The 24,404-nt window shown below is 38.2% G+C and carries 20 protein-coding genes; 4 read left to right on the forward strand and 16 right to left on the reverse strand.

Going from position 1 to position 24,404, the window contains the following annotated elements; all coding sequences use genetic code 11:
- A complete protein-coding gene (locus HHA41_RS06220) occupies window positions 1-1,371 on the forward strand; it encodes a phosphomannomutase CpsG (RefSeq protein ID WP_168460984.1) in 1,371 nt (456 codons plus the stop codon).
- A 99-nt stretch (window positions 1,372-1,470) separates the two neighbouring features.
- On the opposite strand, the gene galE is transcribed toward HHA41_RS06220, so the two are convergent.
- The 16 genes from galE to tviB form a co-directional block, all read right to left on the reverse strand.
- Window positions 1,471-2,487 (reverse strand): UDP-glucose 4-epimerase GalE, encoded by a 1,017-nt coding sequence (galE, locus tag HHA41_RS06225; RefSeq protein ID WP_168460986.1) that lies wholly within the window; start codon window positions 2,485-2,487, stop codon window positions 1,471-1,473.
- The gene (gene pgi, locus HHA41_RS06230; protein WP_168460988.1) at window positions 2,480-4,195 is read right to left on the reverse strand and encodes a glucose-6-phosphate isomerase; all 1,716 of its coding nucleotides are present in this window, start codon (window positions 4,193-4,195) and stop codon (window positions 2,480-2,482) included. The genes galE and pgi overlap by 8 nt, the downstream gene beginning before the upstream one ends.
- Window positions 4,195-5,463, reverse strand: a complete 1,269-nt coding sequence (locus HHA41_RS06235; protein ID WP_168460990.1) for a nucleotide sugar dehydrogenase — start codon at window positions 5,461-5,463, stop codon at window positions 4,195-4,197. The genes pgi and HHA41_RS06235 overlap by 1 nt, the downstream gene beginning before the upstream one ends.
- A gap of 305 nt (window positions 5,464-5,768) precedes the next feature.
- Window positions 5,769-6,650 (reverse strand): UTP--glucose-1-phosphate uridylyltransferase GalU, encoded by an 882-nt coding sequence (galU, locus tag HHA41_RS06240; protein WP_168460992.1) that lies wholly within the window; start codon window positions 6,648-6,650, stop codon window positions 5,769-5,771.
- A gap of 24 nt (window positions 6,651-6,674) precedes the next feature.
- Complete coding sequence (locus HHA41_RS06245; protein ID WP_168460994.1) at window positions 6,675-8,549, reverse strand: nucleoside-diphosphate sugar epimerase/dehydratase; 1,875 nt, start codon at window positions 8,547-8,549, stop codon at window positions 6,675-6,677.
- A 45-nt stretch (window positions 8,550-8,594) separates the two neighbouring features.
- Entirely contained in the window at window positions 8,595-9,122 is a 528-nt protein-coding gene (locus tag HHA41_RS06250) for an acetyltransferase (protein WP_168460996.1), read from the reverse strand.
- On the reverse strand, window positions 9,115-10,128 hold the full coding sequence (locus HHA41_RS06255; protein ID WP_168460998.1) for a glycosyltransferase family 4 protein: 1,014 nt from the start codon (window positions 10,126-10,128) through the stop codon (window positions 9,115-9,117). The genes HHA41_RS06250 and HHA41_RS06255 overlap by 8 nt, the downstream gene beginning before the upstream one ends.
- A 7-nt stretch (window positions 10,129-10,135) precedes the next feature.
- Window positions 10,136-11,074 (reverse strand): NAD-dependent epimerase/dehydratase family protein, encoded by a 939-nt coding sequence (locus HHA41_RS06260; RefSeq protein ID WP_168461000.1) that lies wholly within the window; start codon window positions 11,072-11,074, stop codon window positions 10,136-10,138.
- A gap of 18 nt (window positions 11,075-11,092) precedes the next feature.
- Complete coding sequence (locus HHA41_RS06265; RefSeq protein ID WP_171525263.1) at window positions 11,093-12,172, reverse strand: glycosyltransferase; 1,080 nt, start codon at window positions 12,170-12,172, stop codon at window positions 11,093-11,095.
- Window positions 12,173-12,204: 32 nt separating this feature from the next.
- On the reverse strand, window positions 12,205-13,056 hold the full coding sequence (locus tag HHA41_RS06270) for a glycosyltransferase family 2 protein (protein WP_168461004.1): 852 nt from the start codon (window positions 13,054-13,056) through the stop codon (window positions 12,205-12,207).
- Entirely contained in the window at window positions 13,056-14,060 is a 1,005-nt protein-coding gene (locus tag HHA41_RS06275) for an EpsG family protein (RefSeq protein WP_252726723.1), read from the reverse strand. The genes HHA41_RS06270 and HHA41_RS06275 overlap by 1 nt, the downstream gene beginning before the upstream one ends.
- 39 nt (window positions 14,061-14,099) lie before the next feature.
- On the reverse strand, window positions 14,100-15,212 hold the full coding sequence (locus HHA41_RS06280) for a glycosyltransferase (protein WP_354667272.1): 1,113 nt from the start codon (window positions 15,210-15,212) through the stop codon (window positions 14,100-14,102).
- A 27-nt stretch (window positions 15,213-15,239) separates the two neighbouring features.
- Window positions 15,240-16,229 (reverse strand): polysaccharide pyruvyl transferase family protein, encoded by a 990-nt coding sequence (locus HHA41_RS06285; protein ID WP_168461008.1) that lies wholly within the window; start codon window positions 16,227-16,229, stop codon window positions 15,240-15,242.
- A 5-nt stretch (window positions 16,230-16,234) separates the two neighbouring features.
- Window positions 16,235-17,785: a hypothetical protein gene (locus HHA41_RS06290; protein ID WP_168461010.1), complete on the reverse strand. Its 1,551-nt coding sequence runs from the start codon at window positions 17,783-17,785 to the stop codon at window positions 16,235-16,237.
- 14 nt (window positions 17,786-17,799) lie between these two features.
- On the reverse strand, window positions 17,800-18,831 hold the full coding sequence (locus HHA41_RS06295; RefSeq protein ID WP_168461012.1) for an NAD-dependent epimerase/dehydratase family protein: 1,032 nt from the start codon (window positions 18,829-18,831) through the stop codon (window positions 17,800-17,802).
- Between the two features lie 38 nt (window positions 18,832-18,869).
- Complete coding sequence (gene tviB / locus HHA41_RS06300) at window positions 18,870-20,147, reverse strand: Vi polysaccharide biosynthesis UDP-N-acetylglucosamine C-6 dehydrogenase TviB (protein WP_168461014.1); 1,278 nt, start codon at window positions 20,145-20,147, stop codon at window positions 18,870-18,872.
- A 315-nt stretch (window positions 20,148-20,462) separates the two neighbouring features.
- Here tviB and HHA41_RS06305 point away from each other — a divergent pair, with 315 nt between their 5' ends.
- From HHA41_RS06305 to HHA41_RS06315, 3 genes are read left to right on the forward strand one after another with little or no spacing between them, the layout of a single operon-like run.
- Window positions 20,463-21,566: a polysaccharide biosynthesis/export family protein gene (locus HHA41_RS06305; RefSeq protein WP_168461016.1), complete on the forward strand. Its 1,104-nt coding sequence runs from the start codon at window positions 20,463-20,465 to the stop codon at window positions 21,564-21,566.
- Entirely contained in the window at window positions 21,566-21,994 is a 429-nt protein-coding gene (locus tag HHA41_RS06310) for a low molecular weight protein-tyrosine-phosphatase (RefSeq protein ID WP_168461017.1), read from the forward strand. Before HHA41_RS06305 ends, HHA41_RS06310 begins: the two co-directional genes overlap by 1 nt.
- A gap of 52 nt (window positions 21,995-22,046) precedes the next feature.
- Complete coding sequence (locus HHA41_RS06315) at window positions 22,047-24,233, forward strand: polysaccharide biosynthesis tyrosine autokinase (RefSeq protein WP_168461019.1); 2,187 nt, start codon at window positions 22,047-22,049, stop codon at window positions 24,231-24,233.
- Window positions 24,234-24,404: the final 171 nt, after the last annotated feature.

Consider the following 24,404-nt stretch of genomic DNA (forward strand, 5'->3'; position numbering starts at 1 on the left):
ATGAGCAAACTCACTTGTTTTAAAGCCTATGACATTCGCGGAAAATTGGGCACAGAACTCAATGAAGAGATTGCCTATAAAATTGGTCGTGCTTACGGACAAATTTACCAACCCAAAACCATTGCAATTGGCTGCGATATCCGTCTCAGCAGCGAAAGCTTAAAGCAAGCCACCATTCGTGGGTTAAATGATGCAGGGGTCAATGTGCTAGATTTAGGCATGACAGGTACAGAAGAAGTCTATTTCGCAGCTTTCCATTTAGACGTGCAAGGTGGCATTGAAGTGACTGCTAGCCATAACCCCATGAACTACAACGGCATGAAACTGGTACGTGAAAATGCACGTCCGATTAGTGCCGATACAGGTTTAAAAGACATTCAGGCTTTGGCAGAATCAGGCGAATTTACCCCAGTTGAGCACAAAGGCAGCACCCAAAACTACAATATTTTGCCTGAATTTATTGAACATTTAATGACTTATATCGAGCCTAGCAAAATTCGTCCTATGAAACTGGTCATGAATGCAGGCAATGGCGCTGCAGGACATGTGGTCGATGCTATTGAGCAAAAATTCAAAGCCCTGAATATCCCCGTTGAATTGGTCAAAATTCACAATGATGCCGATGGTACTTTCCCCAATGGCATCCCAAACCCAATTTTAGTGGAAAACCGTGATAGCACCCGCGATGCCGTATTGCAGCATCAAGCCGACATGGGCATTGCTTGGGATGGTGACTTTGATCGCTGTTTCCTATTCGATGAAAAAGGCCGATTTATTGAAGGCTATTATATTGTTGGCTTATTGGCGCAGGCATTTTTACTCAAACAAGCAGGCGAAAAAATTGTGCATGACCCGCGTTTGGTCTGGAATACCTTTGATGTAGTCGCGCAATATCAGGGTGAAGCGATTCAATCTAAATCTGGACATGCCTTTATTAAAGATGTAATGCGTGAGCACAATGCCGTTTACGGCGGTGAAATGAGTGCACACCACTATTTCCGTGATTTCGCCTATTGTGACAGCGGCATGATTCCATGGTTATTGGTAGTTTCGGTATTGTCTGAAACAGGACAATCACTATCCAGTCTGGTCGAAGAAATGATTGCCAAGTTCCCATGTTCGGGCGAAATTAACTTTAAAGTAGCCGATACTCAAGCCACCATCCAAAAAATCTTTGAGCATTATGCCAGCCAAAACCCAACAATTGACCAAACCGATGGCGTAAGTCTTGACTTTGGGGCATGGCGTTTGAATGTGCGTGCTTCAAATACTGAGCCATTATTACGCTTAAATATTGAAAGCCGTCGTGATCAAAACCCACGCCCGATGCAGGACTATGTGGATGAGTTGACGCAATTAATTCAAGCTTAATCTAAAAAATCAAAGCAATATAAAAATGGGATTCAAAACTGATTCCCATTTTTTATGCTCTAAACTTTGTGGCTGAATGTATAGCTGGAATCATTCATCTTAACGATAACCATTCGGATTCTGCTTTTGCCAGTTCCAACTATCGGCCAACATATCTTCTAAGCCATATTGTGGAGTCCAGCCCAATTCTTGCACGGCACGGCTATTATCTGCAAAAGAGGTTGCCACATCGCCTTCACGACGTGGTGCAAACTCAAATGGAATCTGCACACCATTGACCTGTTCAAAAGTATTCTTCACTTGCAGCACCGAAATCCCATTGCCCGTACCAATATTCCAAGCACGGCAACCCTGTGCAGTCAAACGGTTATTCAAGGCACATAAATGCGCATTGGCCAAATCGACCACATGAATATAATCGCGCACCCCTGTACCATCTGGCGTGGCATAATCCTGCCCAAAAATCGACAATTTTTCACGACGTCCCACCGCCACTTGGGTGACATAAGGCATTAAATTATTTGGAATACCTTGTGGGTCTTCGCCAATGCAACCGCTTTTATGTGCCCCCACAGGATTAAAATAACGCAATAGCGCAATTGACCAACGTGCATCGGCAAGGGCTGCTTTTTGTAAAAGCTGTTCCACAATCAGTTTGGTATAGCCGTAGTTATTGCTTGGCATGCCCGTTGGCATCTCTTCATGTAACGGCGAAATATTGGCTTCGTCATATACTGTAGCCGATGAACTAAACACCAGTTTAAACACATGCGCGCGTTGCATCGCCTGAATCAAGCTAATTGAACCCGCAATATTGTTATCAAAATAGCTCAGTGGAATTTGTTGGCTTTCTCCCACTGCTTTGAGTCCTGCAAAATGAATCACCGCATCAATTTGATGTTGCGCAAACACAATATCCAAAGCAGCAGCATCACGAATATCACCTTGAATAAACTGCAAGGTTTTTCCCGTCAATTGCTGCACCCGCGCCAATGAGTCTGCCGAGCTATTGGATAAATTATCTAGCACCACTACGCTGTGCCCTGCATTCAGCAACTCGACACAGGTATGTGAACCGATATAGCCGGCACCGCCTGTTACTAAAATATTAGCCATCTATTTTTCCTAATAAAATTTTTAATAAACCTTGGGTCGATGCATCGAGTGCAGATAAATCCTGTTGCTGCCCATTTAAAATCGGCAAGAGCTGATTGGCAATTTCCTTGCCTTTTTCTACGCCCCATTGGTCAAAGGGATTGATATTCCACAGCACCGATTGTACAAAGACTTTGTGTTCATACAAAGCAATCAACATGCCCAAACTATACGGATTGAGTTCTTGCAATAAAATACTGCTACTTGGCTGATTACCACTGTACTGCTTATACGCCGCTAAGCCATCTAATTCCTGCTGATCTAGAGCCTGATTTCCAAAGGCCAAAAGCCGCGACTGTGCCAAGCAGTTGGACAAGGCCAAATGGTGCTGCTCCACCAAAGCCTCGGCATTTTCGGCATAAGTAAATTGATTGGCATTATAACGCTGCACAGGAGCAATAAAATCGCAGCTAACCGCATGTGTGCCTTGATGCAACAATTGATAGAACGCATGCTGTGCATTCGGCCCAACCTCACCCCAAACAATCGGACAGGTATCCAAGTTAACCGCCTCACCATTACGCTGAATGGATTTACCATTGGATTCCATTTCCAGTTGCTGTAAATACGAAGCGAAGTATTTTAAGCGTCCATCATAAGGCAAGACCGCATGAGTCTGAATATTCAGGAAGTTATTATTCCACACCCCGAGCAAGCCCATCAATACAGGGATGTTCTGATCAAATGCAGCAGTTTGAAAATGCTGATCAACCGCATGTGCACCTGCTAAAAACCGTTGAAAACCCGCAACGCCAATGGTCAGGGCAATCGGTAAGCCAATACACGACCATAAAGAATAGCGGCCGCCGACCCAATCCCAAAGTAAGAGCTGATTTTCAGAGCAAATTCCCCAAGCAGTCATTTTATCGGCTTTGGTAGATACCCCAATAAAATGATGCTTCAGAATTTGCGCATGTGTACCCAAGGCCTTTTCTAGCCATTGTTTCACGGTCTGCGCATTGGATAAGGTATCAATGGTGCCAAAAGACTTGGACGAAATAATAAATAAAGTGGTCTCAGGACGCAGACGATGCAGCAATTCAGATAGCTGGCTGCCATCCATGGTAGACACAAAATGTACATTCAGTGGTTTTTCAGTTGCCACTTTAAAATCAGATAAGGCTTGGGTCACCATCAACGGGCCTAAATCTGAGCCACCCACACCAATATTGACCACATCCTGAATCACTTCACCCGTGGCACCACGGTATTGGCCTGCATGGATTTTTTCCACCAAGGCATACATACGCTCAAGCTGGGTATGGACTTGCTCAGTCAATGCAGCGTAGGCATCGGTCTGTTCGGAAGCACTTGCTGCTGGGCTGGTCGCAGGCAAACGCAAGGCCCAATGCATCGCATCGCGCTGTTCGGTGTAGTTGATTTTCTCTGAGCCTGTTGCCGTTGAAAATAAACGTTGAATCCACTCAGCAAGCTGACTCTGCTGTGCAAACTGAACCAGAGTCTGCAACACCTTGGCATCAATCCGATGCTTGCTATAGTCAAACAGTACACTGTCCAAAGCTACCGAGAAACGCTGAAAACGCTGTGGATCTTGAGCAAACAGCTGATTTAAATGCAGCTGCTGAAACTGTTGCTGCAATTGTTGTAATTGCTGCAAGGCGGTTTGCTGTGGCTGATTATTTGCCTGTGATGTTGTGGTACCCATCATTAGCGACCGACTCCCATATAAGCAAAACCTTGTGCCTTCACAAATTCAGGATCATAAATATTACGACCATCCAAAATCAGTGGATGCTGCATTTGCTTTAACAGCGTGGCGTAATCCAGACTCCAGTACTGTTTCCATGCGGTCAGCAAACACAATGCCGAAGCTCCTTCTACCGCTTGGTATTGGTTTTCGCATAAAATCAGATCATCACGCTGACCATACTGTGCCGCAATTTCAGGCAAGGCTTGTGGATCGTGCAGTTTTACCGTGACACCCTGTGCCCACAACGCAGGTAACATCACATGAATTGGAGAGTGTTGCACCCGTGCGGTATTTTCTTTAAAGGCCGCGCCCCAAATCGCCACGGTTTTGCCGTTTAAATCGCCCTGATAATAATTCCATAGCTTTCTAAACAAGAGTTCTTTTTGTTGTTCGTTGATGTCCCAGACCTGCGCCAACAGCTGACTTTTCACCCCTGTGGTCGATACAGTACTGGCAAGGGTCAAAATATCATGGCTAAAGTTTTCACCACCAAAACCCGCCCCTGGGTACATATACGATGCCCCTATGCGGCTGTCAGCGGCCATGCCCTGCCGCACATGTTCAATATCAATTCCCAGTTTTTCTGCCACCACTGCCAAGTCATTGATATAACTAATACGGGTCGCCAACATGCCTGAAATACTCAGTTTAGTAAATTCAGCATCCAGCACGGGCATAAACAGGTATTGCTGCGCACGTGGAAATAAAGGGCGGAGTAATTCTTTGAGTTTGACTTGCGCACGTTTATTTTCACAACCCACCGTGAGTTGCTGTGCGCGGGTCATACTTTGAATGGCATTGCCCTCTTGAATCATGTCGGGTAAATACATCCAGTCATCTTGTGGCAAGATTTTTTGCAGGCGCTGTGTGCCATTTAAGCCCAAAGTCGAGGCATTGATCATCAATTTAGGGTGAATGATCGGACGTTGTTGCAACTGCCCCAAAACGGTTAAGGCGTGGGTTTCTTCAGTCGGGTTCAGACTCAGTACATACACATCCACATCTAAAGGCAATTCAGCAAAATCACAATAGTGTAAAAAGCCTTTACTGCGTTGTTGTTGCAATAACAGGCTCAAAGCTTGGTCTTGAAAGCTGAGATGTTGCTGTTCTAGTGGATGAGCAGCATCCTGAAAGATATCGCACCAATACACCTGATGCCCACATTCTGCCAAGAGTGCAGACATCACGCCTGCATAGAGGGTTTTTCCAAAGACTGCGACTTTCAAAATGTGTTCCTGTGTATTGGTTGATGCTGTTTATTTCACGTGGGTTCCTCCCTTTTTTAAAGGGAGGTTAGGAGGGATTTTTACATTTCATCCTTTCCTACATCATATATGAATAACTTTTCAGGTTTTTTAATCCACCTCCTTGCGCCATACATGGCTCACCTTTTTCAAAGGGGGAAGTTCGCACTAGCAAAAGCTTTATAATGGATGTTCCTCCCTGAGCAAGAGTTTAAGCACTGCTTTAAATTCTTGCGTAAGAAGGGAGGCTAGGAGAGATTTTCTAATCTTCCCCCCCTTAATCACCTTTATGACTCAAGCTTTAACTCTTGAATCAAGGCTTTAAAATCATCACCTAATTTTGGATGATCGAGTCCATAATGCAACACTGCTTTTAAGTAACCCAACTTGCTGCCACAGTCAAAAGTCTGACCTTGCATACGATAAGCTTCCACCACACTATTTTGCTGCAACATGGCAATGGCATCGGTCAATTGAATTTCATTGCCTGCCCCTTTAGGGGTATTTTCGAGCAAGGTCATAATTTCTGCAGGCAAGACATAACGCCCCACTACCGATAAATTAGAAGGTGCCGTGCCGACTGCAGGTTTTTCTACAATGCCCTGCATCACGGTACTCTCGCCTTCTGCGGGTGCTGCGGCTACATCGACAATACCGTATTGATCGACCAAATGATCTGGCACTGCTTCGACCATAATCTGTGCGGCATGGCTTTGCTCAAAACGCTGAATCATGCGTGCCAAGTCATTTTGTGTAGCATCATCTTTAACCAATACATCGGGTAACAGCACTGCAAAGGCGTCATTGCCCACTACAGATTTAGCACATAAAACTGCATGCCCTAAGCCTAAAGGTTGTGGCTGACGTACACTCACAACACTGACATGTGCAGGTAAAATTTCGGTAATTTCTTTGAGCAAATCCAGTTTTTGTTTTTGTTCCAAAGTGGTTTCTAGCTCAAAGTTACGGTCAAAGTAGTTTTCAATGGAGGCTTTAGAGGAATGGGTCACCAAAATAATTTGCTCAATCCCTGCTGCAACTGCCTCGCGTACTACATATTCAATCGCAGGACGATCGACCACGGTCACCATTTCTTTGGGAATGGCTTTACTGGCAGGCAGAAAACGGGTGCCTAAACCTGCAACGGGTAAAATGGCTTTCTTAATCATATGTCTTAACCTGATCTCGATATTTTAATTTACTTTGACTTCTTTACCACGGACATAACCATCCACATAGTGTTCAAGCTGCGCCAAAGCCCAGTCGATATCACTTTGAATTGCGGTTAACTCATTTAAACGCTCAAAGACCAACAACAATTCATCTAGCGGATACATTTTCTCAAAAGAACGTAAAATACGGCTGTGTTGAGTAATTTCGGTATTATCGGCATCAATCAGCAACTCTTCATAGAGTTTTTCACCTGGGCGTAAGCCTGAATATTGAATTTCAATATCACCTTCCTGACTGCCTGTTTCTCGTACTTTTAAACCACTCAGGGCAATCATTTGACGGGCCAAGTCCTGAATTCGTACAGGCTCCCCCATATCGAGCAGGAATACATCGCCCCCCTGTCCCAAAGCACCCGCCTGAATCACCAATTGTGAGGCTTCTGGAATGGTCATAAAGTAGCGTGTCACGTCAGGATGAGTCACGGTAATGGGCCCACCTTTAGCAATTTGCTGTTTAAACAAGGGCACCACCGAACCCGACGAACCTAAAACATTACCAAACCGTACAATGCTGATTTGGGTCTGATCTTGCGCTTCTGCCATGGCTTGACAATACAATTCTGCCATACGTTTAGACGCCCCCATGACATTGGTCGGACGCACGGCTTTATCGGTAGAAATGAGTACAAAGGTTTCTACACCTGTTTTGACCGCTGCATTTAAGCTAAATGCCGTCCCAATCGCGTTGTTTTTCAGACCTGCCAATGGGTTACATTCTACCAAAGGCACGTGTTTGTAGGCAGCGGCATGGTACACGGTTTGAATCGCATACTGTTCCATCACCCGTTCCAGTTTGGCCTGATCGAGCACTGAACCTAAAATCGGGATAATCGTGACATCATTGTTTAAGCGTAATTCTTTATCAATGCTATACAACGCAAATTCGGTCAGTTCATAAATCACCAATGCTTTGGGTTTATTTTTGACAATTTGACGACACAGTTCAGAGCCAATTGAGCCGCCCGCGCCTGTCACCAAAACCATTTTGTCTTGAATATTTTTAGCCAACAGTTCGGGCACAGGCGGCACTGGATCACGCCCCAACAAGTCAATAATATCGACTTCCTGAATATCCGATACGCGAATTTCACCATCGACCAGTTTGGTCAGTCCTGGAATTTCGGTAATTTTAATATGTGCAGGTTCTAAAAATTTGACGATTTCGCTTTTACGCATCCGCCCGACAGAAGGCAACGCAATCAGAATTTCATCAATATGCTTTTTCGGCATGACTTTTAATGCTGTTTCTGCATCATAGACTTTTAAACGGCCCAACTGTTGCCCAGTGAGTGACGGGTCATCATCAATAAATAACACGGGTAAGTGTTCATCTGAACTATATAAAGCCGCCGCAATTTGCTGCCCTGCATTGCCCGCGCCATAAATCGCGATGCGTTTTTTTTGTACATCGGCCTGTAAATAAGAACGCACGATGAAGCGAATAAAACCACGACTAAACCAGACCCATGCGAACATGAGAAAGCCAAACATGAGTGGAATAGAGGTGGGAATAAAGGCATCGGTAAAATATGCCAACGCATACAACCCTGCCACAGTCAAAGCCGTACCCACCCCCAATTTGACCATAAACAGTTCGCTGTAGGTGCGCACAATAAAGCGATACACCCCAAAAATAAACAGCGATACAACGGCAATCACACTTGCCCATACCGAACCAAAAGCCAAGTTGGGCACCACTTCTGCGCCTAGGTCAAACTGGCGAATGGCATAACATAGCCACAGCAAGACAGGAAAAACACAAAAATCCAGCACTATTAAAAATGCGAGTTTGACTAAGCGGGGGGATTCTACAGCAGGTTCTATAATGGATTTCATAAATATACAATTATTAATATTTGAATTTTAAAACACCGTATTACTTTAATGCAGAATACAGGTTCCAACCTCTAAAAATGAATGTGCAGCGATAGTTTGACCACCTGCGACTTTTACCCCCACGCTTAAATGGGCAAATTCCTGAATGACAACGTCATGATCTAATAATGTACCAATATTCAATATTACACCATCATTGATCACAGTTTTACGACTAATTACACACCCTGCCATCACACTCACCCCTAGACCGATTTGAGCTGTTCGACTCACAACCGTTTTAGGATGAATCACCGAAGTCAATTCTATACCCAAGGCGCGCAAGGTCTGTTGCCATTGCTGCCGTAATGTATTATTGCCTACTGCCACAATCGCTTGAAGCTGCGTATTCTGCAACTGGTGTAAATTGGCAATATTTGTCACAATGTTATAGTCCGCCACATGCTGTGTTGCAGGCCAACGGTCATCGGCAAATAGAATCTCTTGCCATTGTCCACTCAGTTCTGCAGCTTCTGCAACGGCCAAACCGTATCCCCCAGCACCTAAAATTAATAAACTGGGTTTATTAAGCATCTGCATAACCTGCCTTGAATTTTATAGCCACAAATAACAATGGCACATAGGCAATCAGTACTGCCCATTCAGGGTACGCCCATTGTTGTGTAACCGTTATATAAGCGATAGGAAATAACCACAATAGGTTAATGGCTGCGACAGCCAACGTTACGGGGGTATGACTCCCCCATTTACGCGATAAAATTTGATAGCTATGGCTTCGATGCGCATCATACATTTTATAGCCACTCAACACGCGTTTAATAAGGGTATATGTTGCATCGACCACAAACACACCTAAGCAAATGATCCACGCACAAAACAGTGCCAAGTTTTCTTTTAGGGCAATGAGCGCCAAAATACCCAAAGTGAGACCGAGAAATCCGCTACAGGCATCGCCCATAAAAATTTTGGCTTTTGGAAAGTTCCATAATAGAAAACCAAATACACAAGCGGCCAATAACCACAGGATATCTGAATTAAGTGAGGTATTTAGTATAGCGTATAAAATTGCCATACTGACTGTGGTGGTGATGGCCTCAACACTGGCAATGCCGTTAATGCCATCCATAAAGTTATATAGATTCAGCAACCACACTAAAAAGAGCGCAGCTATGATATTGGCAATAAAACCGAGTTGCAGTCCATTAAAAATGATAATTTCACTAAAGCCACCTAAGCTAAAGACCACGCCTATAGCAACTAAAAAGTGAATTGCCAAGCGTATCATCGCATTAATATGACCATGGTCATCTAAAAAACCCAACAAGGCAATGACAAAGCCTGCTGCCATCAGGGTTAAACCTATATGCACTGTCAGCTGCTGGCTATAAATTAACACAGTCAGTGCCAATAAGTAGCTACACACCACCGCAACCCCACCACCGCGTGGTGTGGGCACACTATGGGAGCTACGTTCATTGGGGTTGTCTATAATATTTTTCTTGAGGGCGTAATGCCGCATATAACCTGTGAATAGTAATGTCAGTATAAAAAATACGATGCTCAGTGCAAAAATTGACATGCGTAAATTACTCTTTCATTTTTAAATAATTTTGACCCGCTTGCAGCATCGCTTGCTGGGTACTCAATGGCGCTGTCCAACCCAACAACTTCTGAGCTTTGGTCGTATCAACTTCTAGTGACTCAAACAACTGTTCATAGAGTTTGGATTTGCCAATACATGCAGCCGCTAGTTTCATAAGAGGCTGTGGAATATAAATAAAACGTGCAGGTTTTCCCATGCCCTGCTTTAAATATTGCACCAACTCACATGTAGAAATACTAATCTGATCTGCCACTAAAAAGGTTTGATTGGCTGCATTTGGATGTTCAATACAGGTTTGAATAAAGTCTACCAAATTTTCAAGTGCAACAAAGCTGCGTTTATTGTTTGTGCCTGCAAAAGGTAAAGGTAAATTGCTCGCAACCAATTTGAGTAGTCGAGCAAAGTTACCTGGTGCATGAGCAGCGTAAACTAAAGGTGGACGAATAATAACTAATTCTGTGTCTGATCCTGCAAATAGCTTTTTAAGTTCTTCTTCAGCTTCTAGCTTAGAAACTGCGTAATCCGCATGAGGTTGTGGTAGAGCTTCTTCTGTAAATGGTTGCTGTGGCGTCACTGCACCATTTACACCTATAGAACTCATAAATATGAAGCGTTTTACTTTTTTATCTAAAGCCTGACGAGCTAATTGTAAAGTGCCTTCTACATTCACTTTTCGAAATTCGCTCAATGGGTCTGTTGTTTGTTCATTTAGAATATGAGCACGACCTGCCAAGTGAATAATGACGTCTATATTGTCAGGTAAATCTGCTGTAAAAATATTGTTAGCAACAAGCTGTTGAACTGTTGAAGGGAGTAAGCTATTTTGAGCACGAACTAAAACAATAATGTCATATAAGCTATTAATTTTTTGTACTAAAGCTGCACCTACAAAACCTGTTGCACCTGTTATCAAAATTTTCATAAATATCAATTAAATAAATTATAACAAATAAAATCTTAAATACTCTTCCCAAACTTTCTCTTGACTAAAGCTCTCCAATACCCAAGCACGTGAACCAGAATAGCTCTCCTTAAATCTGTCAGGATTAGCTTTTGCATCATTAATAGCTCTAGCTATAGATTGATAATCTTGAAAAAGAAACCTTTTACCTGAAACATTATTCAATACACTATCTCTTAAGCCTGAAATATCATAACAAAAAGTTGGTGTATTACAACTTGCTGCTTCAATAGCAACATTTCCAAAACCTTCCCTATGACTTAGAAATAAATGCAAATCCGCTTGAGAAAAAAATTCTGCTGGGCTATCAACATGATTATAATATTTAACATAATCATGCTCAGCTAATATATTATTTAAAACAGATTGCGATTCATCATCTTCAACACGGCCAACTATCTTAATTTCTAAATTCTCTGAATTAATATCTTTTAAAATCTTATATAAATCTTCAATTCCCTTGTCGAAACAGACTCTACCTATAACAACAATAGAGAATAGTTTATTATTTTTTTCAAATTTTACAGGGGAAAATTTAATTGTATCAACTCCGTTAGATGAGCCTGCACCTATTACAAAGCTTTTATTTTTAGTCGTTAAATTTTCATTTAAATACATCTTCTTTAGCTCATTAGATATAAAAATAACCTGATGAGAAACCTTCAAACAAACTTTATCCAACAACTCAAAAAATATACGTTTTTTTCCCACAAAGTTTTCATAAGCTCGACCACGCACTAAAGCTATTCTTCTTTTTTGAAATGCAAAACAGGATGATAAACTACCTAAAAGTAATGCTTTAGGTGTGGAATATACAATAGCATCAAAACGATTAAACAAGAAAAACCAAAACAATTGAATAAGAGCTATAAAATCAACAAAAACAGAAGGTTGACGAACTATTTTAATACATTTTACATGACCCACATTTCTTGATTTCAATTTTTCAATATCTGAATAATTACCACCGCATACTAAAGTGATGTCTACATTTGGTTGGCTTGCAAAGTATTCTAACTGACCTCTGCACAAAATATTAAATTGGGAGGCTTCTGTCATAACAAAACATATCTTTTTCACAAATTACTCACTTACTTAATTATTTTAGAAATAATATCTTGGTGATATAAAATTAAGGATTTATCAACAGATTTTCTGTTTCTAATTTTTATAATATTTTGTAGTAATCCAAAGCAATTTAAGAAATCAATAGTTAAGATTTTAACTCTTGAAGAAAAAAGGACTTTCAAAGTGGGTTTTACAGCATACTGTTTGTATACTTTTATTCCATCTCTATAAGATCTTTTCATTTTTTCGGCTGTAACTAAACCCTCTTCTCTATAATAATATAAAGCTTCTGGTAGTACTGCTAGTTTTAGATCATTATTTGAAATGGTCCTACACCACAATTCAAAATCTTCAGTTCTTGGTAAGCTCTGATCATATTTGTTTCTTAAGTACCAATCTCTTTTCGCTAAAATAGATGCATGTACTATTGGGTAATGTCTTTTCACTTCAGAAAAATCTGTATAAATTTCCCTCAAACAACGTATTCCTCTAACTTGGTTTTTATCATTAATTGATACTAACCCCGTTGAAACAAGATCAAACTCTTTATTTTTTTCTAAAAAATCTAATTGAATTTTTATACGATCAGGATGCATTAAGTCATCTGCATCCATACGTGCAATATATTCACCTTTAGACTCATCAATAATTTGATTTAAGCGATAAGGAAGCTTTTTATTTAAACCATCTGAAATGACTCTAATACGATTATCTTTTTTTGCAAAACTTTCGGCTATCTTTAATGAACTATCAGAAGATCCATCATTAACTAGAATTAATTCCCAATCCTCGAAAGACTGTTGAATTACGGATTTAATAGCATCTGCCAAGTAAGGCTCTGCATTGAAAAATGGAATTCCTATACTAATTTTCATTAAAAAATCCTAAAAATTTCGTTTAATCGATACGGCATTAAATTACTAAAACCTAGTATCATTGTATAATAAATGAGAGCTAGAACTATGAATATAAAATATATAAATTTATTATTTATTTTTCTTATTACAATAGGAATTAGTAAGGAAACCGCCCAGACAAAATAAAACAAAAGGCGTTGAGGGCCGGAAGGATTAGTTGCTAATAATGCAACTGGTATTAAAAATGCTACCCCATACAAACTTAACTGTAACAAAATATAGTATTCAGGGTTTTCTATTTTATATTTTTTGTAAAATATATATAAGAATATAGAAATAAAAGAATAGAAAAATAAAGTTAAATACCCACCAGCATTCTCTGAAACTTCAGCATAGCTGCTATACTTTTCATTAGTAGATGCTAAATACTTGATAACAATATTACTTAGTAAAAATGACCCTAAGAATACAGCTAAGGTTTTAAATTCTATTTTAAATTTTAAATGAATAATTAAATAGAACAGCAACATTATCAAAGCACTCTTATGAAAAGAGCTAGCTAATATTATAATAAGTGTATATTTTAAAAAATTCTTATTTATTAAGTAGGGAGTAGCTAAAGCTACAATAGCCATTGCTATACCTTGCCGTAATCCATTGAAGTAAAAAAGATAAAAACCAAAACTTACAAAAATTATAACTGATAGAAGATAATCTTCAGATTTTTTTCTAAAAATGTAGAGATAACTCCCTACTACTATCACAGAGGAAACAAAAAACAACCAAAAATAGTTGTGTGTAAATTTTAAAATAGAATACTCTAATAATTGGTAACCATATTCTAAGTCCGAACGAAATATATAATAATTTGAATCAATTAAGTTTCTAAAATTCGATGTATAATTACCTGTATCTGTTCCTACCAAATAACTTCTAATACTTGCAAATAATACTAATAAAAAAAAAGGTACCCAGAAAGCATTTCTGTTTAAAGATTTTTTTTCTAAAAAAATCCAAAACATCACAAATCCTAGAAGTAATAAATATGGAAACATTTTAGGTTAATTTCCTATATTCGATTTTTTTAGATCTTTATAAAAATTTAATAAGTCTGTTGCATTTTTTTTAACATCAAAACCAGAAGCTTGTAGGCATGTATAAATTTCACTTTGAGAAACAGATTTATCTTTTTGATTCATCAAAGCTTTAACCCACGTATCCACATTATCTAAAGACAAAAAATTTACCAAACCTAAATCTAAATCAACTTCTGGAGCTATTCTATCAGAAATTAAACTTAACAAACCCACTGCTTGGCTTTCCACCAAAACAACAGGAAATCCTTCATGCAAGGATGGCATTAACATCACATCAGATCCTGCCATAAGATGAGGTACATCAGACCTAACACCCAATAGAAAAACATTTACCTCTAAACCATAATCTTGTATATTTTTTCTAATAGAATCTTCTAGAGGACCTTGACCTACGATGAAAAAAGTAAAGTTAATACCATGCTCTTGTAATCTTTTAGCAATTTCTAAAGAAAAATCATGATTTTTAACTTCATTCAATCTACCCACTTGGATGATTTTCAAACCTTCAAGATCACTTTTAATCGTTTTCCAATAATTTTTTTTACTTAATGAAATGTCATTATATAATTGCAAATCAATTGCATTATTTAATAACCACACGTTTTCTGATGTATTAAATAAATATTCAGCTGCTTCTTTACCACACGCAATTTTTTTTGTTGATAATATTTTATTTAAATATATAGCAAATTTTTCATATAACTTAGCTATAATTCCAGATTTTCCATTACTCGTATTATGTGAATGCGAAATTCTATGTGGAACTCCTGCCTTCTTTGCTGCTAATAAATGAAAGGCATTATTGAGCAACATATGTGCATGCACAATATGATATTCTGAATGTTGTGTTAGAAATTTGGTTAATTTTAACATACGCCTGATAGAGTTATTTGCAATAATAGGAATAATTTTTCCTCCCAGTGCTAAAATTTCCTCATCGTAGTCACCTTTTTGAGTGGTAAAAGTAATAAAGTCGAATTGGACCTGCGTACGATCAATATTACGATATAGGTTCATAAGCATTGTTTCTGCACCAGCTCGATCCATCTTTCCTACTATATGCAATACTCTTACCACTTATACTTCCTCTAAGCTAAATCAAAATTAAATTTCTTTAATAAAATTATTACAAGTATTTTTCATACTCATAGCTAATTTTAAATAATTATCTTTATTACTGATTTGGATGTTTTCATTTATTTTATCACCTTCAAATGAAAAATTAGTTGTAAATTTTCCTGAATTAACATCTACATCTATCCTATTAAAAAGTTCCAAAATTCCTTCAAATCTGCAAGTATCATCAAATGAATCAAAGCCATTAATATAGATTACTGGAGTGCCCATCGCTAAACAAGGTAATGCACAATGAATTCTCGAGGTAATAACCAACTCAGCTGTTGAATATTTCTGCAATATATCTTTAGCAATTTCAAACTTATCATTATCTGTCAAACCTTTACCAGGAATAACTTGCTGAATATAGGTAGCTTTATTTAACAAACTATTTGAAAATATATTTTTCATATGTTTATTAACTTTATTTAGTTTAAAAATATTTCCATTTAATATATATCTAAAGATTCCTTTCGGATAGTTTTTTAGATAGTCAAAACTTGGATAATTATAAAGTGGATCTACTATATATATACCACTTCTACTTGTGGTTTTAGCTCTAAATCGATCCAAAGTAAGAGTTAAACAACCTGAAAAATATGCATTAATGCCCTTTTCATTTAGTAAATTAACTGTATATTGATCACGACATCCAATTGGCTCATTTTTTTTAAAAAATTTAATAGCTTCCTCATTTAAAATTGTTGAAGCAGCAGCACTATTTAAATGAAATGAAATTAAAAGAGGTTTAATTTTTTCTGAAGGAATCCAATTATTATTTCTAGTATGTGTATACCAACCATTCATAATGAGCTTAATAGAATTTCCAGTATATAGTGCAGCTTCTTCTCTATTTATATAACAATCAACTTCTCCCAAAAAACCCTGAGCTGCTATACTTTGAATATAATCACCTACATTAAATGTACCGGCAGATGACTCCTTATACACCAGAACACCAGAACCATATTTTTTCATATCAACTACCTTTTAAATTTAAAATATAAAGTTAATTTATTTTCAACAAACTGCTTTAAAGCTTTACGCTCATTAAGTGAGAAGCAAAATGCTATTAAATATATAATATATATAAACTCAATAAAGAGCAAAATAACTACCTTCTCAGACAAACTAAAATCCTGCTTACCTAAGTAGAAAAATTGGCTATACACAATTCCACCCATAAATAAAAGAACTAAAAATAAACTTCTAAAGTAGTTCAAGGTTAAATTTCTATCAACAGATTTACTATTGAAAAAGTATATATATCTATAGATTAATGCTATAAAAGAAATTATCACAGTTGATAAGAAAGCTAATTTTACTGACTTAGTAAGTTCTAAAAGAACATAAGTTAAAGGTAAATTAAACAAAAATATTATTGATATTATTATTTGATAGTTTCTAATATTTCCCTTAGCATGGGCAGACATCCAAAAGGGCCCAGATAAAGCTTCTATAATTGCTATTAAAATTATCATCTTTGCGAAAAAAGAAACTACTTGTGGTAAATTATCATTTAACCATAGACTTAATATATAATCTGTATATATTAAGAAGGGAATTGACATGATCGAAACTAAAAACAATGAATATTTAGAAGAATTTAACACTAATACATTATGTCTTACTATATTGTTTTCTGCGTATGATTTAACAATTTGTGGATTAAAAGCTAATTGTAAATTAGAAACAAAACTACTTAGGAGGGATTTTATTTGTTGAGAAATTGCAAGAGATGCATTTATTACTAGACCAATTAATATATTAAAAATTAAAACCGTACCCTGATTTGAACTTAAAACTGAAACTTGTCCTAATATATTCCAACCTGAAAACCCCAACATATCTTTATATATTTTTTTATCTAATATAAAATTATATTTTACTTCTTCACTAAATTTTTTACTTGCACACCAGATGTAAATAGTTGTTATTAATACACCTATTAAAAGCAAAGAAAAACTATAAAAAATTAAAGAATTTATAATATCTTTGCTATAAAATACACAAATTGCTCCTACTAATTTTAACAAAACTTCAAGCATCCCAATATAAGCAAAGTAGTTCATTTTTTCTTTAGCTATTATTATACTTTGATATGGAACACTTATTATTGATATAATTGTAGTTAATATAGAACACTGATATACAATATTAGCTTCTCTAATTAATTCATTTGGTATATTTAAAATATTATTTACTAACCATAATCCTAAAGTTTCCAATAATAAAAGAACCATTATCGCAATAAAAAAATGTATATTTATTGCTGCTGAAAAAGTATTATTTATATAAGTTACTTTTTCACTAGCTATTGCCACATTTAAATAACGCTGTGTGGCACTTCGCATAGCACTATTAAAAAATGAAAATAAAAGTAAAAACCCAGCTATTAAATTAAATAAACCATACCCCTCTATACCTAAAGCATTATAAATAACTTTTACAGTATATAAAGACACCCCTATTATCAATAACATTCTAATATATAAAAAAAATGTATTCTTTAATATTTTTTTATTTTGATTCATAAAAATATACCAGATTAGTTTTTTATTATATTATTAACATACCATTTCATAGCCAAATTAATTCCATGGCTAATATGATATTTAGGTTGATAACTCAATATTTTCTCAACTTTTTCAATACTTGCTTGAGAATGTCTTACATCACCAGCACGGAAATCACGATATACAGGCTCTTTAGTATAAGTCACACCATTTTCATTTAACGCAGCTTTAATGGCATTAAACAAATCATTCAGCGTAGTACGATCCCCTACTGCGACATTATAGACCTGATTTTTAGCTTCCTCATTTTGCGTAGTTGCTGCCAGAATATTGGCCTGCACTGTATTTTCAATAAAACAGAAATCACGGCTGGTTTCACCATCACCATTAATGAATACATCATCACCAGCAATCATAGCTGCGGTCCATTTAGGGATCACCGCTGCATAAGCACCGTTCGGGTCTTGACGTTTTCCAAACACATTAAAGTAACGTAAGCCAATTGCCTTAAAACCATAAGTCCTTGCAAATACATCTGCGTATAACTCATTCACATATTTGGTTACCGCATAAGGCGAAAGTGGGTTACCAATATTTTCTTCCACTTTTGGTAACGCTGGGTGATCACCATAAGTAGAACTACTGGCAGCATAAGTAAAGCTAGATACTTTAGCATCACGAGCTGCCACCAACATATTTAAAAAGCCAGTGATATTGGCAGCATTGGTCGTAATTGGGTCAGCAATAGAACGTGGCACAGAACCCAAAGCTGCTTGGTGCAATACATAGTCCACATTTGCACAAGCCTTTTGACAATCTTCCAAGTTACGAATATCACCTTCATAAAACTTAAAATTTGCCCATTGCTCTGTACTCACCAAGTTTTGTACTTCGTCCAAATTATACTGGTGACCTGTGGCGAAGTTATCTAAACCCACAACCTTCTGATTCAGCTTCAGTAAAGTTTCTAATAAGTTTGAGCCAATAAAACCTGCTACACCTGTTACCAGCCAAGTTTTTGGTGCTTGTTGTAATTGCTCACATACTGTTTGATATTGGCTCATTTTAGCTTGTCATTCCTTATTCTTTATTTACACTTTACTTAAAGTCGAATATCGGCTTCTTTTGCATCTAGCACATATTTTAAATCATATAGCACGTGCGCTTGTTTACCCAAAGCACGAATTTGCGCTGCACCCATCTGTTTAAACTGCTCATGTGCCACCGCTAAAATAATCGCATCATAGCTATTGTTACTCACAGACCGTACAGGGATGATGCCATATTCATGCTCGGCTTCCTGCACATCTACCCAAGGGTCATATACATCTACATCTATTTGATATTCTTTAAGCTCATTCACAATATCAATAATTTTGGTATTGCGAATATCTGGGCAATTTTCTTTAAAACTTAAGCCCAAGACTAAAACTTTAGCACCTTCCACCTGAATTTTCTTTTTAATCATACCTTTGACTAGCTGAGTCACCACATAAGCGCCCATACCATCATTTAAACGACGACCCGCCAGAATAATTTCAGGGTGATAACCAATTGCTTGTGCTTTATGAGTTAAATAGTACGGATCCACCCCAATACAGTGACCACCTACCAAGCCTGGACGGAATGGTAAGAAATTCCATTTGGTACCAGCAGCCTGCAATACTGCTTCGGTATCAATACCCATTTTGTTAAAAATCACAGCAAGCTCATTAATCAGGGCAATATTGACATCACGCTGAGTATTTTCAATGACTTTTGCTGCTTCAGCGACTTTAATACTGGTTGCTTTATGGGTACCGGCTTCAATAATTAGGTTATAGACCTGATCGACAAAGTCTGCAACTTCAGGCGTAGAACCTGAGGTAATTTTCAGAATATTGATCACACGGTGCAGCTTATCGCCCGGGTTAATCCGTTCTGGGCTATAGCCTGCAAAAAAATCCTGATTAAATTTTAAACCAGACACTTGTTCCAGAACTGGAATACATGCTTCTTCAGTCGCACCTGGATATACCGTAGACTCATATACCACCACATCGCCTTTTTTAAGCACTTTTCCAATACTAGTTGACGCTTTGATGAGCGGGGTTAAATCTGGCTGCTTAAACTCATCAATTGGGGTAGGCACAGTCACAATAAAAAAGTTACAGCTTTTTAAATCTTCTAAATTTGCTGAATAGCTTAAATGTATCGCTTGTTTAAGTTCTTCTGACGACACCTCTAAAGTATGATCTTGCCCACTCTGTAATTCTTGTATGCGTTTTTGGTGAATATCAAAACCCACCACTGGCAATTTTTTTCCGAATTCAACTGCCAAGGGTAAACCAACATAGCCTAAACCAATGACGGCAATTTTTAGCTCAGAGAGTTGTAGCATTTTAGCGCCTATAAATTTATATCTGTATTATATGAAAAAGAGTCTTTCGGCAGGAATACTAGCAGAAATTTATGAAATTTCTATTATGATTTGTGCTCAAATTACTTGAAACAGATCACAGTGTATAGTTTTGGTGAATATTCACCTTTTCATTTAGAATAACGACCTAATTTTTACTTAATATCATTTTTTACTTGATGCTTCTGACAAATATGCAAATTGAATACAAATTGCTATGTACCTATTTTACAAGTTCGGTAAAATGACAGTAATTTACTCAAAACGATTTTAAAAAATTTAATAATGGAATCTCGCGTGCGACACTTTCAACTGGCTGTTTTATTGGCATGTGGCATTGCCACGACGGGGTGCGCTGTCACCTCTGGTTTACAAACCTACGACTTACCTCGCGAAGGGGTTTACACCACCGACTTGGGTACAGCAGTCAATGTGATCAAACTCACCCAAGACTCAATGCTTGCGGTGCAGCCTGCAGTTCACAATATTCAACAAGACTATGCGCATTTATTTCATACACCACAGCGTCAATACACCTTAAGTTCAGGCGATATTCTCTCCATTTATTTATGGGCATATCCTGAAATTACACCACCAACCAATACCATTAGTAACGAAAAAGCCGTTGAGTCAAATGGTTATCAAATTGACTCACAGGGTTATATTCAGTTTCCGATTATCGGGCGTTATAAAGCTGCAGGTAAATCTTTAGCGCAAGTGAATCGTGAGTTGCGCGGTCAATTGGCACGTTATTTAAAAACCCCAGACGTGATTGTACGAGTCTTGTCTTACCAAGGACAGCGATACTCGGTACAAGGCAATGTCATGAAAGGCGGGCAGTTCTATTTAAATGATCAACCTGTCAGTGTCTATACCGCCTTAGGTATGGCAGGCGGGGTCAATGCCCAACAAGGTGACAATGCCTCAATGACTTTAGTGCGTCAGGGGCGTAGCTATCAACTCAATACCTTAGAGTTGGAAAAAGCAGGCTTGTCATTGCACAACTTAATCATCCAGCCGAATGACACCTTGTATGTCAACAACCGCGAAAACCAAAAAATTTATGTGATGGGCGAATCAGGCAAAAATCAGTCCTTACCTATGCGTGATCAGGGTATGAGTTTAAGTGATGTATTGGGTGAAAGTTTAGGCTTAAACCCACTGTCTGCCAGTCGTAGTAAAGTTTATGTGGTGCGTAGCCAGCCCAATGCGGCACATACCGAAGTCTATCACATGGATTTAACCAGCATTGCTGACTTTGGCCTAGCCAATCAGTTTAAAATGCGTAGCAATGATATTGTCTATGTTGATGCTTCAGGCTTAGCACGCTGGCAACGTGTGGTTAACCAAATTATTCCATTCTCAAATGCTTTATATAACCTAGATCGTTTGGGGAACTAATGAAAATTAATAACATCTTGGTGGTCTGCATTGGCAATATTTGCCGTAGCCCCATGGCAGAATACTTTTTAAAACAGCAATATCCTCACTTACATATCGAATCTGCGGGTATTTCTGGCTTAGTGGGCCACGCAGCCGATGACAAAGCCAATTTATGCATGCAACGTCACGGCATTGATATGAGTCCACACGTTGCAAAAAAACTCAATGCAGATTTAATTAAAAAAGCCGACCTGATTTTGGTCATGAGCCAAAATCAGCAAAAGCATGTGGAACAAACTTGGCCATTTGCTAAGGGTAAAACCTTTAGATTGGGGCATTGGCAAAGTAAAAACGTTGCTGACCCCTATCAGCACGATCAGACTGTATTTGATGAGACCTGCAGGTTGATTCAAACCTGCATTGCCGATTGGAAAAAATATATCTAGTTTATTGATATTCTAGCTTTTTTTAAAATTCTACTTTTTTGATATTTAAACTATGAGCCAAACCGCCAACACCGAAGACACCATTGATTTAAAGGAATTGTTTTTTTCCTTAATCGCTCAATGGAAGTTGATTATCCTTTGCGTTCTACTCAGTGTAGTCTGCGCTTTATTATATTTAAGAACCACACCAGACACCTATGCAGTAGATGCCTTGGTACAGGTGGAAGACAGTAAAGGTGCCTCTGCAGCCTTATTGGGTGATCTATCCAATATGATTGAGCAGAAATCGCCTGCACAAGCAGAAATTGAAATTTTAAAATCACGTTTGGTGTTGGGTAATGTGATTGATCATCTGAATTTAAATATTCGGGTTTCAGGTACAGAAGACAGTTTCTGGAACCGTTTACTGGCCAAACATGAATATGACAGTGAATATTCAGCTCAATCGGTACTATTTAAAGACAATCAAAAAAGTTTTGATATTCGCCAGTTCGATATTCCCCAATATTTTCAAGATAAAAACTTAATTCTCAAGTTTGAACAAAGCAAATACAGCCTAACCGATGCAGCGACTAAACAAGTGGTTTTTTCAGCGCCTTTAAACCAAACGAGCCAATTACAGTCTGAATTTGGGGTGTGGAAAGTCGCAATTTTTAGTCAAGACAGCTTTAATGCCACTTATAACATTCAAAAACAAAGCTTGCCTGCCGCAATGAAAACCTTAACAGCTAATTATTCTGTGGCTGAAAAAGGTAAATTGACGGGTGTGCTGGGCTTGAATTACCAAGGGCAAGACAAACAACACATTACCCAAGTTTTGAATGCAATTTTAGCAGCTTACAGCCAACAAAATATTGAACGTCGTACTGCAGAAACGGCACAAACTTTAAAATTTTTGGAAGACCAACTGCCTGAACTTAAGCAACAGTTAGACGTGGCAGAACGTGAGTTTAACCGTTTCCGCCAACAGTTTAATACGGTCGACGTTACCAAAGAATCTGAGTTATATTTGACCCAAAGTATTACTTTAGAAACCCAAAAAGCACAGTTAGAGCAACAAGTGGCTGAAGCTGCGGCCAAATACACCAACGAACACCCTGTGATGCAGCAAATGAATGCGCAATTGGGGGCAATTAACAAACGCATTGCAGAGTTAGACGGCACACTCAAACGTTTGCCAGAACTACAACGCCAGTATTTACAACTGTTCCGTGAAGTTGAGGTAAAACAACAGCTGTATACAGGCTTGCTTAACTCTTACCAACAACTGCGTATTGCCAAAGCAGGTGAAATTGGTAATGTGCGTATTGTCGATACTGCGGTAGAACCGATTGAGCCAATTAAACCAAAGAAATTACAAATTCTGATTTTGTCCGTTTTCTTGGGTGGTTTTCTGGGCACATTATTGGCCTTACTGCGTAATATGTTACGTTCAGGTATTAAAGACTCGAATCAAATTGAAAATGAATTGGATTTACCTGTTTATGCCACTGTGCCTCGCTCACCTGTGCAAGAAAGTCGTATTAAGATTCTGAAAAAGAAAAAGAATATTCCTATTCTTGCAGTGAAAAACAGTGATGATATTGCGATTGAAAGTCTACGCAGCATGCGTACTGCGATTCACTTTGCTTTAAGCAGTGCCAAAAATAATATCATTACGATTTCTGGTCCTGCACCAGAATTAGGTAAATCTTTTATTTCAACCAACTTAGCGACCATTTTGGCGCAAAGTGATAAGCGTGTATTACTGATTGATGCTGACTTACGTCGTGGCTATATGCATAAATACTTCAACTATGATGCACAACCAGGCTTGGCAGAATACTTAAATGGTCAGCACGAGTTAGGCAGTATTGTACGTAGTACTGAAGTTGAAAATTTAAGCATCATCAGTCGCGGCAAAAGCCCTGCCAATCCGTCAGAGTTGTTAAGCACGCAAAAATTTGCAGACATGCTCACGCACTTGTCGAGTCAGTTTGACCATATTCTGATTGACACCCCACCAATTCTTGCTGTAACCGATGGAATTATCATTTCGCAATATGCAGGCGTGAATTTGGTGGTTGCACGTTATGCCACGACCCAAATGAAAGAGCTTGAACTCACCGTCAACCGCTTTGAACAGGCTGGTGTGAAAGTGAATGGCTTTATTTTAAATGATATCCAACGTGAAGCAGGTGGTTATGGCTACGGTTATAACTATGCTTATGCCTATAAAGCCAATAAGGATGATGATTAATTTTAAGTACTCGATGGGCTGAAATCAGTCCACCACCCCAATATTCCCCACCTTTGAAAGGTGAGCCGTATATGCTTGTGCGACTTCCCCCTTTGAAAAAGGGGGATTGAGGGGGATTTAAAGAACCTGAAAAGGTGAACCATGCATGGCGTAAGGAGGGTAACTCAAAAA

Source organism: Acinetobacter sp. A1 (assembly GCF_012371315.1).
Taxonomy (GTDB): Bacteria; Pseudomonadota; Gammaproteobacteria; order Pseudomonadales; family Moraxellaceae; genus Acinetobacter.

What these genes read in the sequence shown, in the direction of transcription:
- HHA41_RS06220 (WP_168460984.1), top strand. Translation starts at nt 1, where the DNA reads ATGAGCAAACTCACTTGTTTTAAAGCCTATGACATTCGCGGAAAATTG.
- galE (WP_168460986.1), bottom strand. Translation starts at nt 2,487, where the DNA reads ATGGCTAATATTTTAGTAACAGGCGGTGCCGGCTATATCGGTTCACAT.
- pgi (WP_168460988.1), bottom strand. Translation starts at nt 4,195, where the DNA reads ATGATGGGTACCACAACATCACAGGCAAATAATCAGCCACAGCAAACC.
- galU (WP_168460992.1), bottom strand. Translation starts at nt 6,650, where the DNA reads ATGATTAAGAAAGCCATTTTACCCGTTGCAGGTTTAGGCACCCGTTTT.
- HHA41_RS06245 (WP_168460994.1), bottom strand. Translation starts at nt 8,549, where the DNA reads ATGAAATCCATTATAGAACCTGCTGTAGAATCCCCCCGCTTAGTCAAA.
- HHA41_RS06250 (WP_168460996.1), bottom strand. Translation starts at nt 9,122, where the DNA reads ATGCTTAATAAACCCAGTTTATTAATTTTAGGTGCTGGGGGATACGGT.
- HHA41_RS06255 (WP_168460998.1), bottom strand. Translation starts at nt 10,128, where the DNA reads ATGTCAATTTTTGCACTGAGCATCGTATTTTTTATACTGACATTACTA.
- HHA41_RS06260 (WP_168461000.1), bottom strand. Translation starts at nt 11,074, where the DNA reads ATGAAAATTTTGATAACAGGTGCAACAGGTTTTGTAGGTGCAGCTTTA.
- HHA41_RS06265 (WP_171525263.1), bottom strand. Translation starts at nt 12,172, where the DNA reads ATGACAGAAGCCTCCCAATTTAATATTTTGTGCAGAGGTCAGTTAGAA.
- HHA41_RS06270 (WP_168461004.1), bottom strand. Translation starts at nt 13,056, where the DNA reads ATGAAAATTAGTATAGGAATTCCATTTTTCAATGCAGAGCCTTACTTG.
- HHA41_RS06275 (WP_252726723.1), bottom strand. Translation starts at nt 14,060, where the DNA reads ATGTTTTGGATTTTTTTAGAAAAAAAATCTTTAAACAGAAATGCTTTC.
- HHA41_RS06285 (WP_168461008.1), bottom strand. Translation starts at nt 16,229, where the DNA reads ATGAAAAAATATGGTTCTGGTGTTCTGGTGTATAAGGAGTCATCTGCC.
- HHA41_RS06290 (WP_168461010.1), bottom strand. Translation starts at nt 17,785, where the DNA reads ATGAATCAAAATAAAAAAATATTAAAGAATACATTTTTTTTATATATT.
- HHA41_RS06295 (WP_168461012.1), bottom strand. Translation starts at nt 18,831, where the DNA reads ATGAGCCAATATCAAACAGTATGTGAGCAATTACAACAAGCACCAAAA.
- tviB (WP_168461014.1), bottom strand. Translation starts at nt 20,147, where the DNA reads ATGCTACAACTCTCTGAGCTAAAAATTGCCGTCATTGGTTTAGGCTAT.
- HHA41_RS06310 (WP_168461017.1), top strand. Translation starts at nt 21,566, where the DNA reads ATGAAAATTAATAACATCTTGGTGGTCTGCATTGGCAATATTTGCCGT.
- HHA41_RS06315 (WP_168461019.1), top strand. Translation starts at nt 22,047, where the DNA reads ATGAGCCAAACCGCCAACACCGAAGACACCATTGATTTAAAGGAATTG.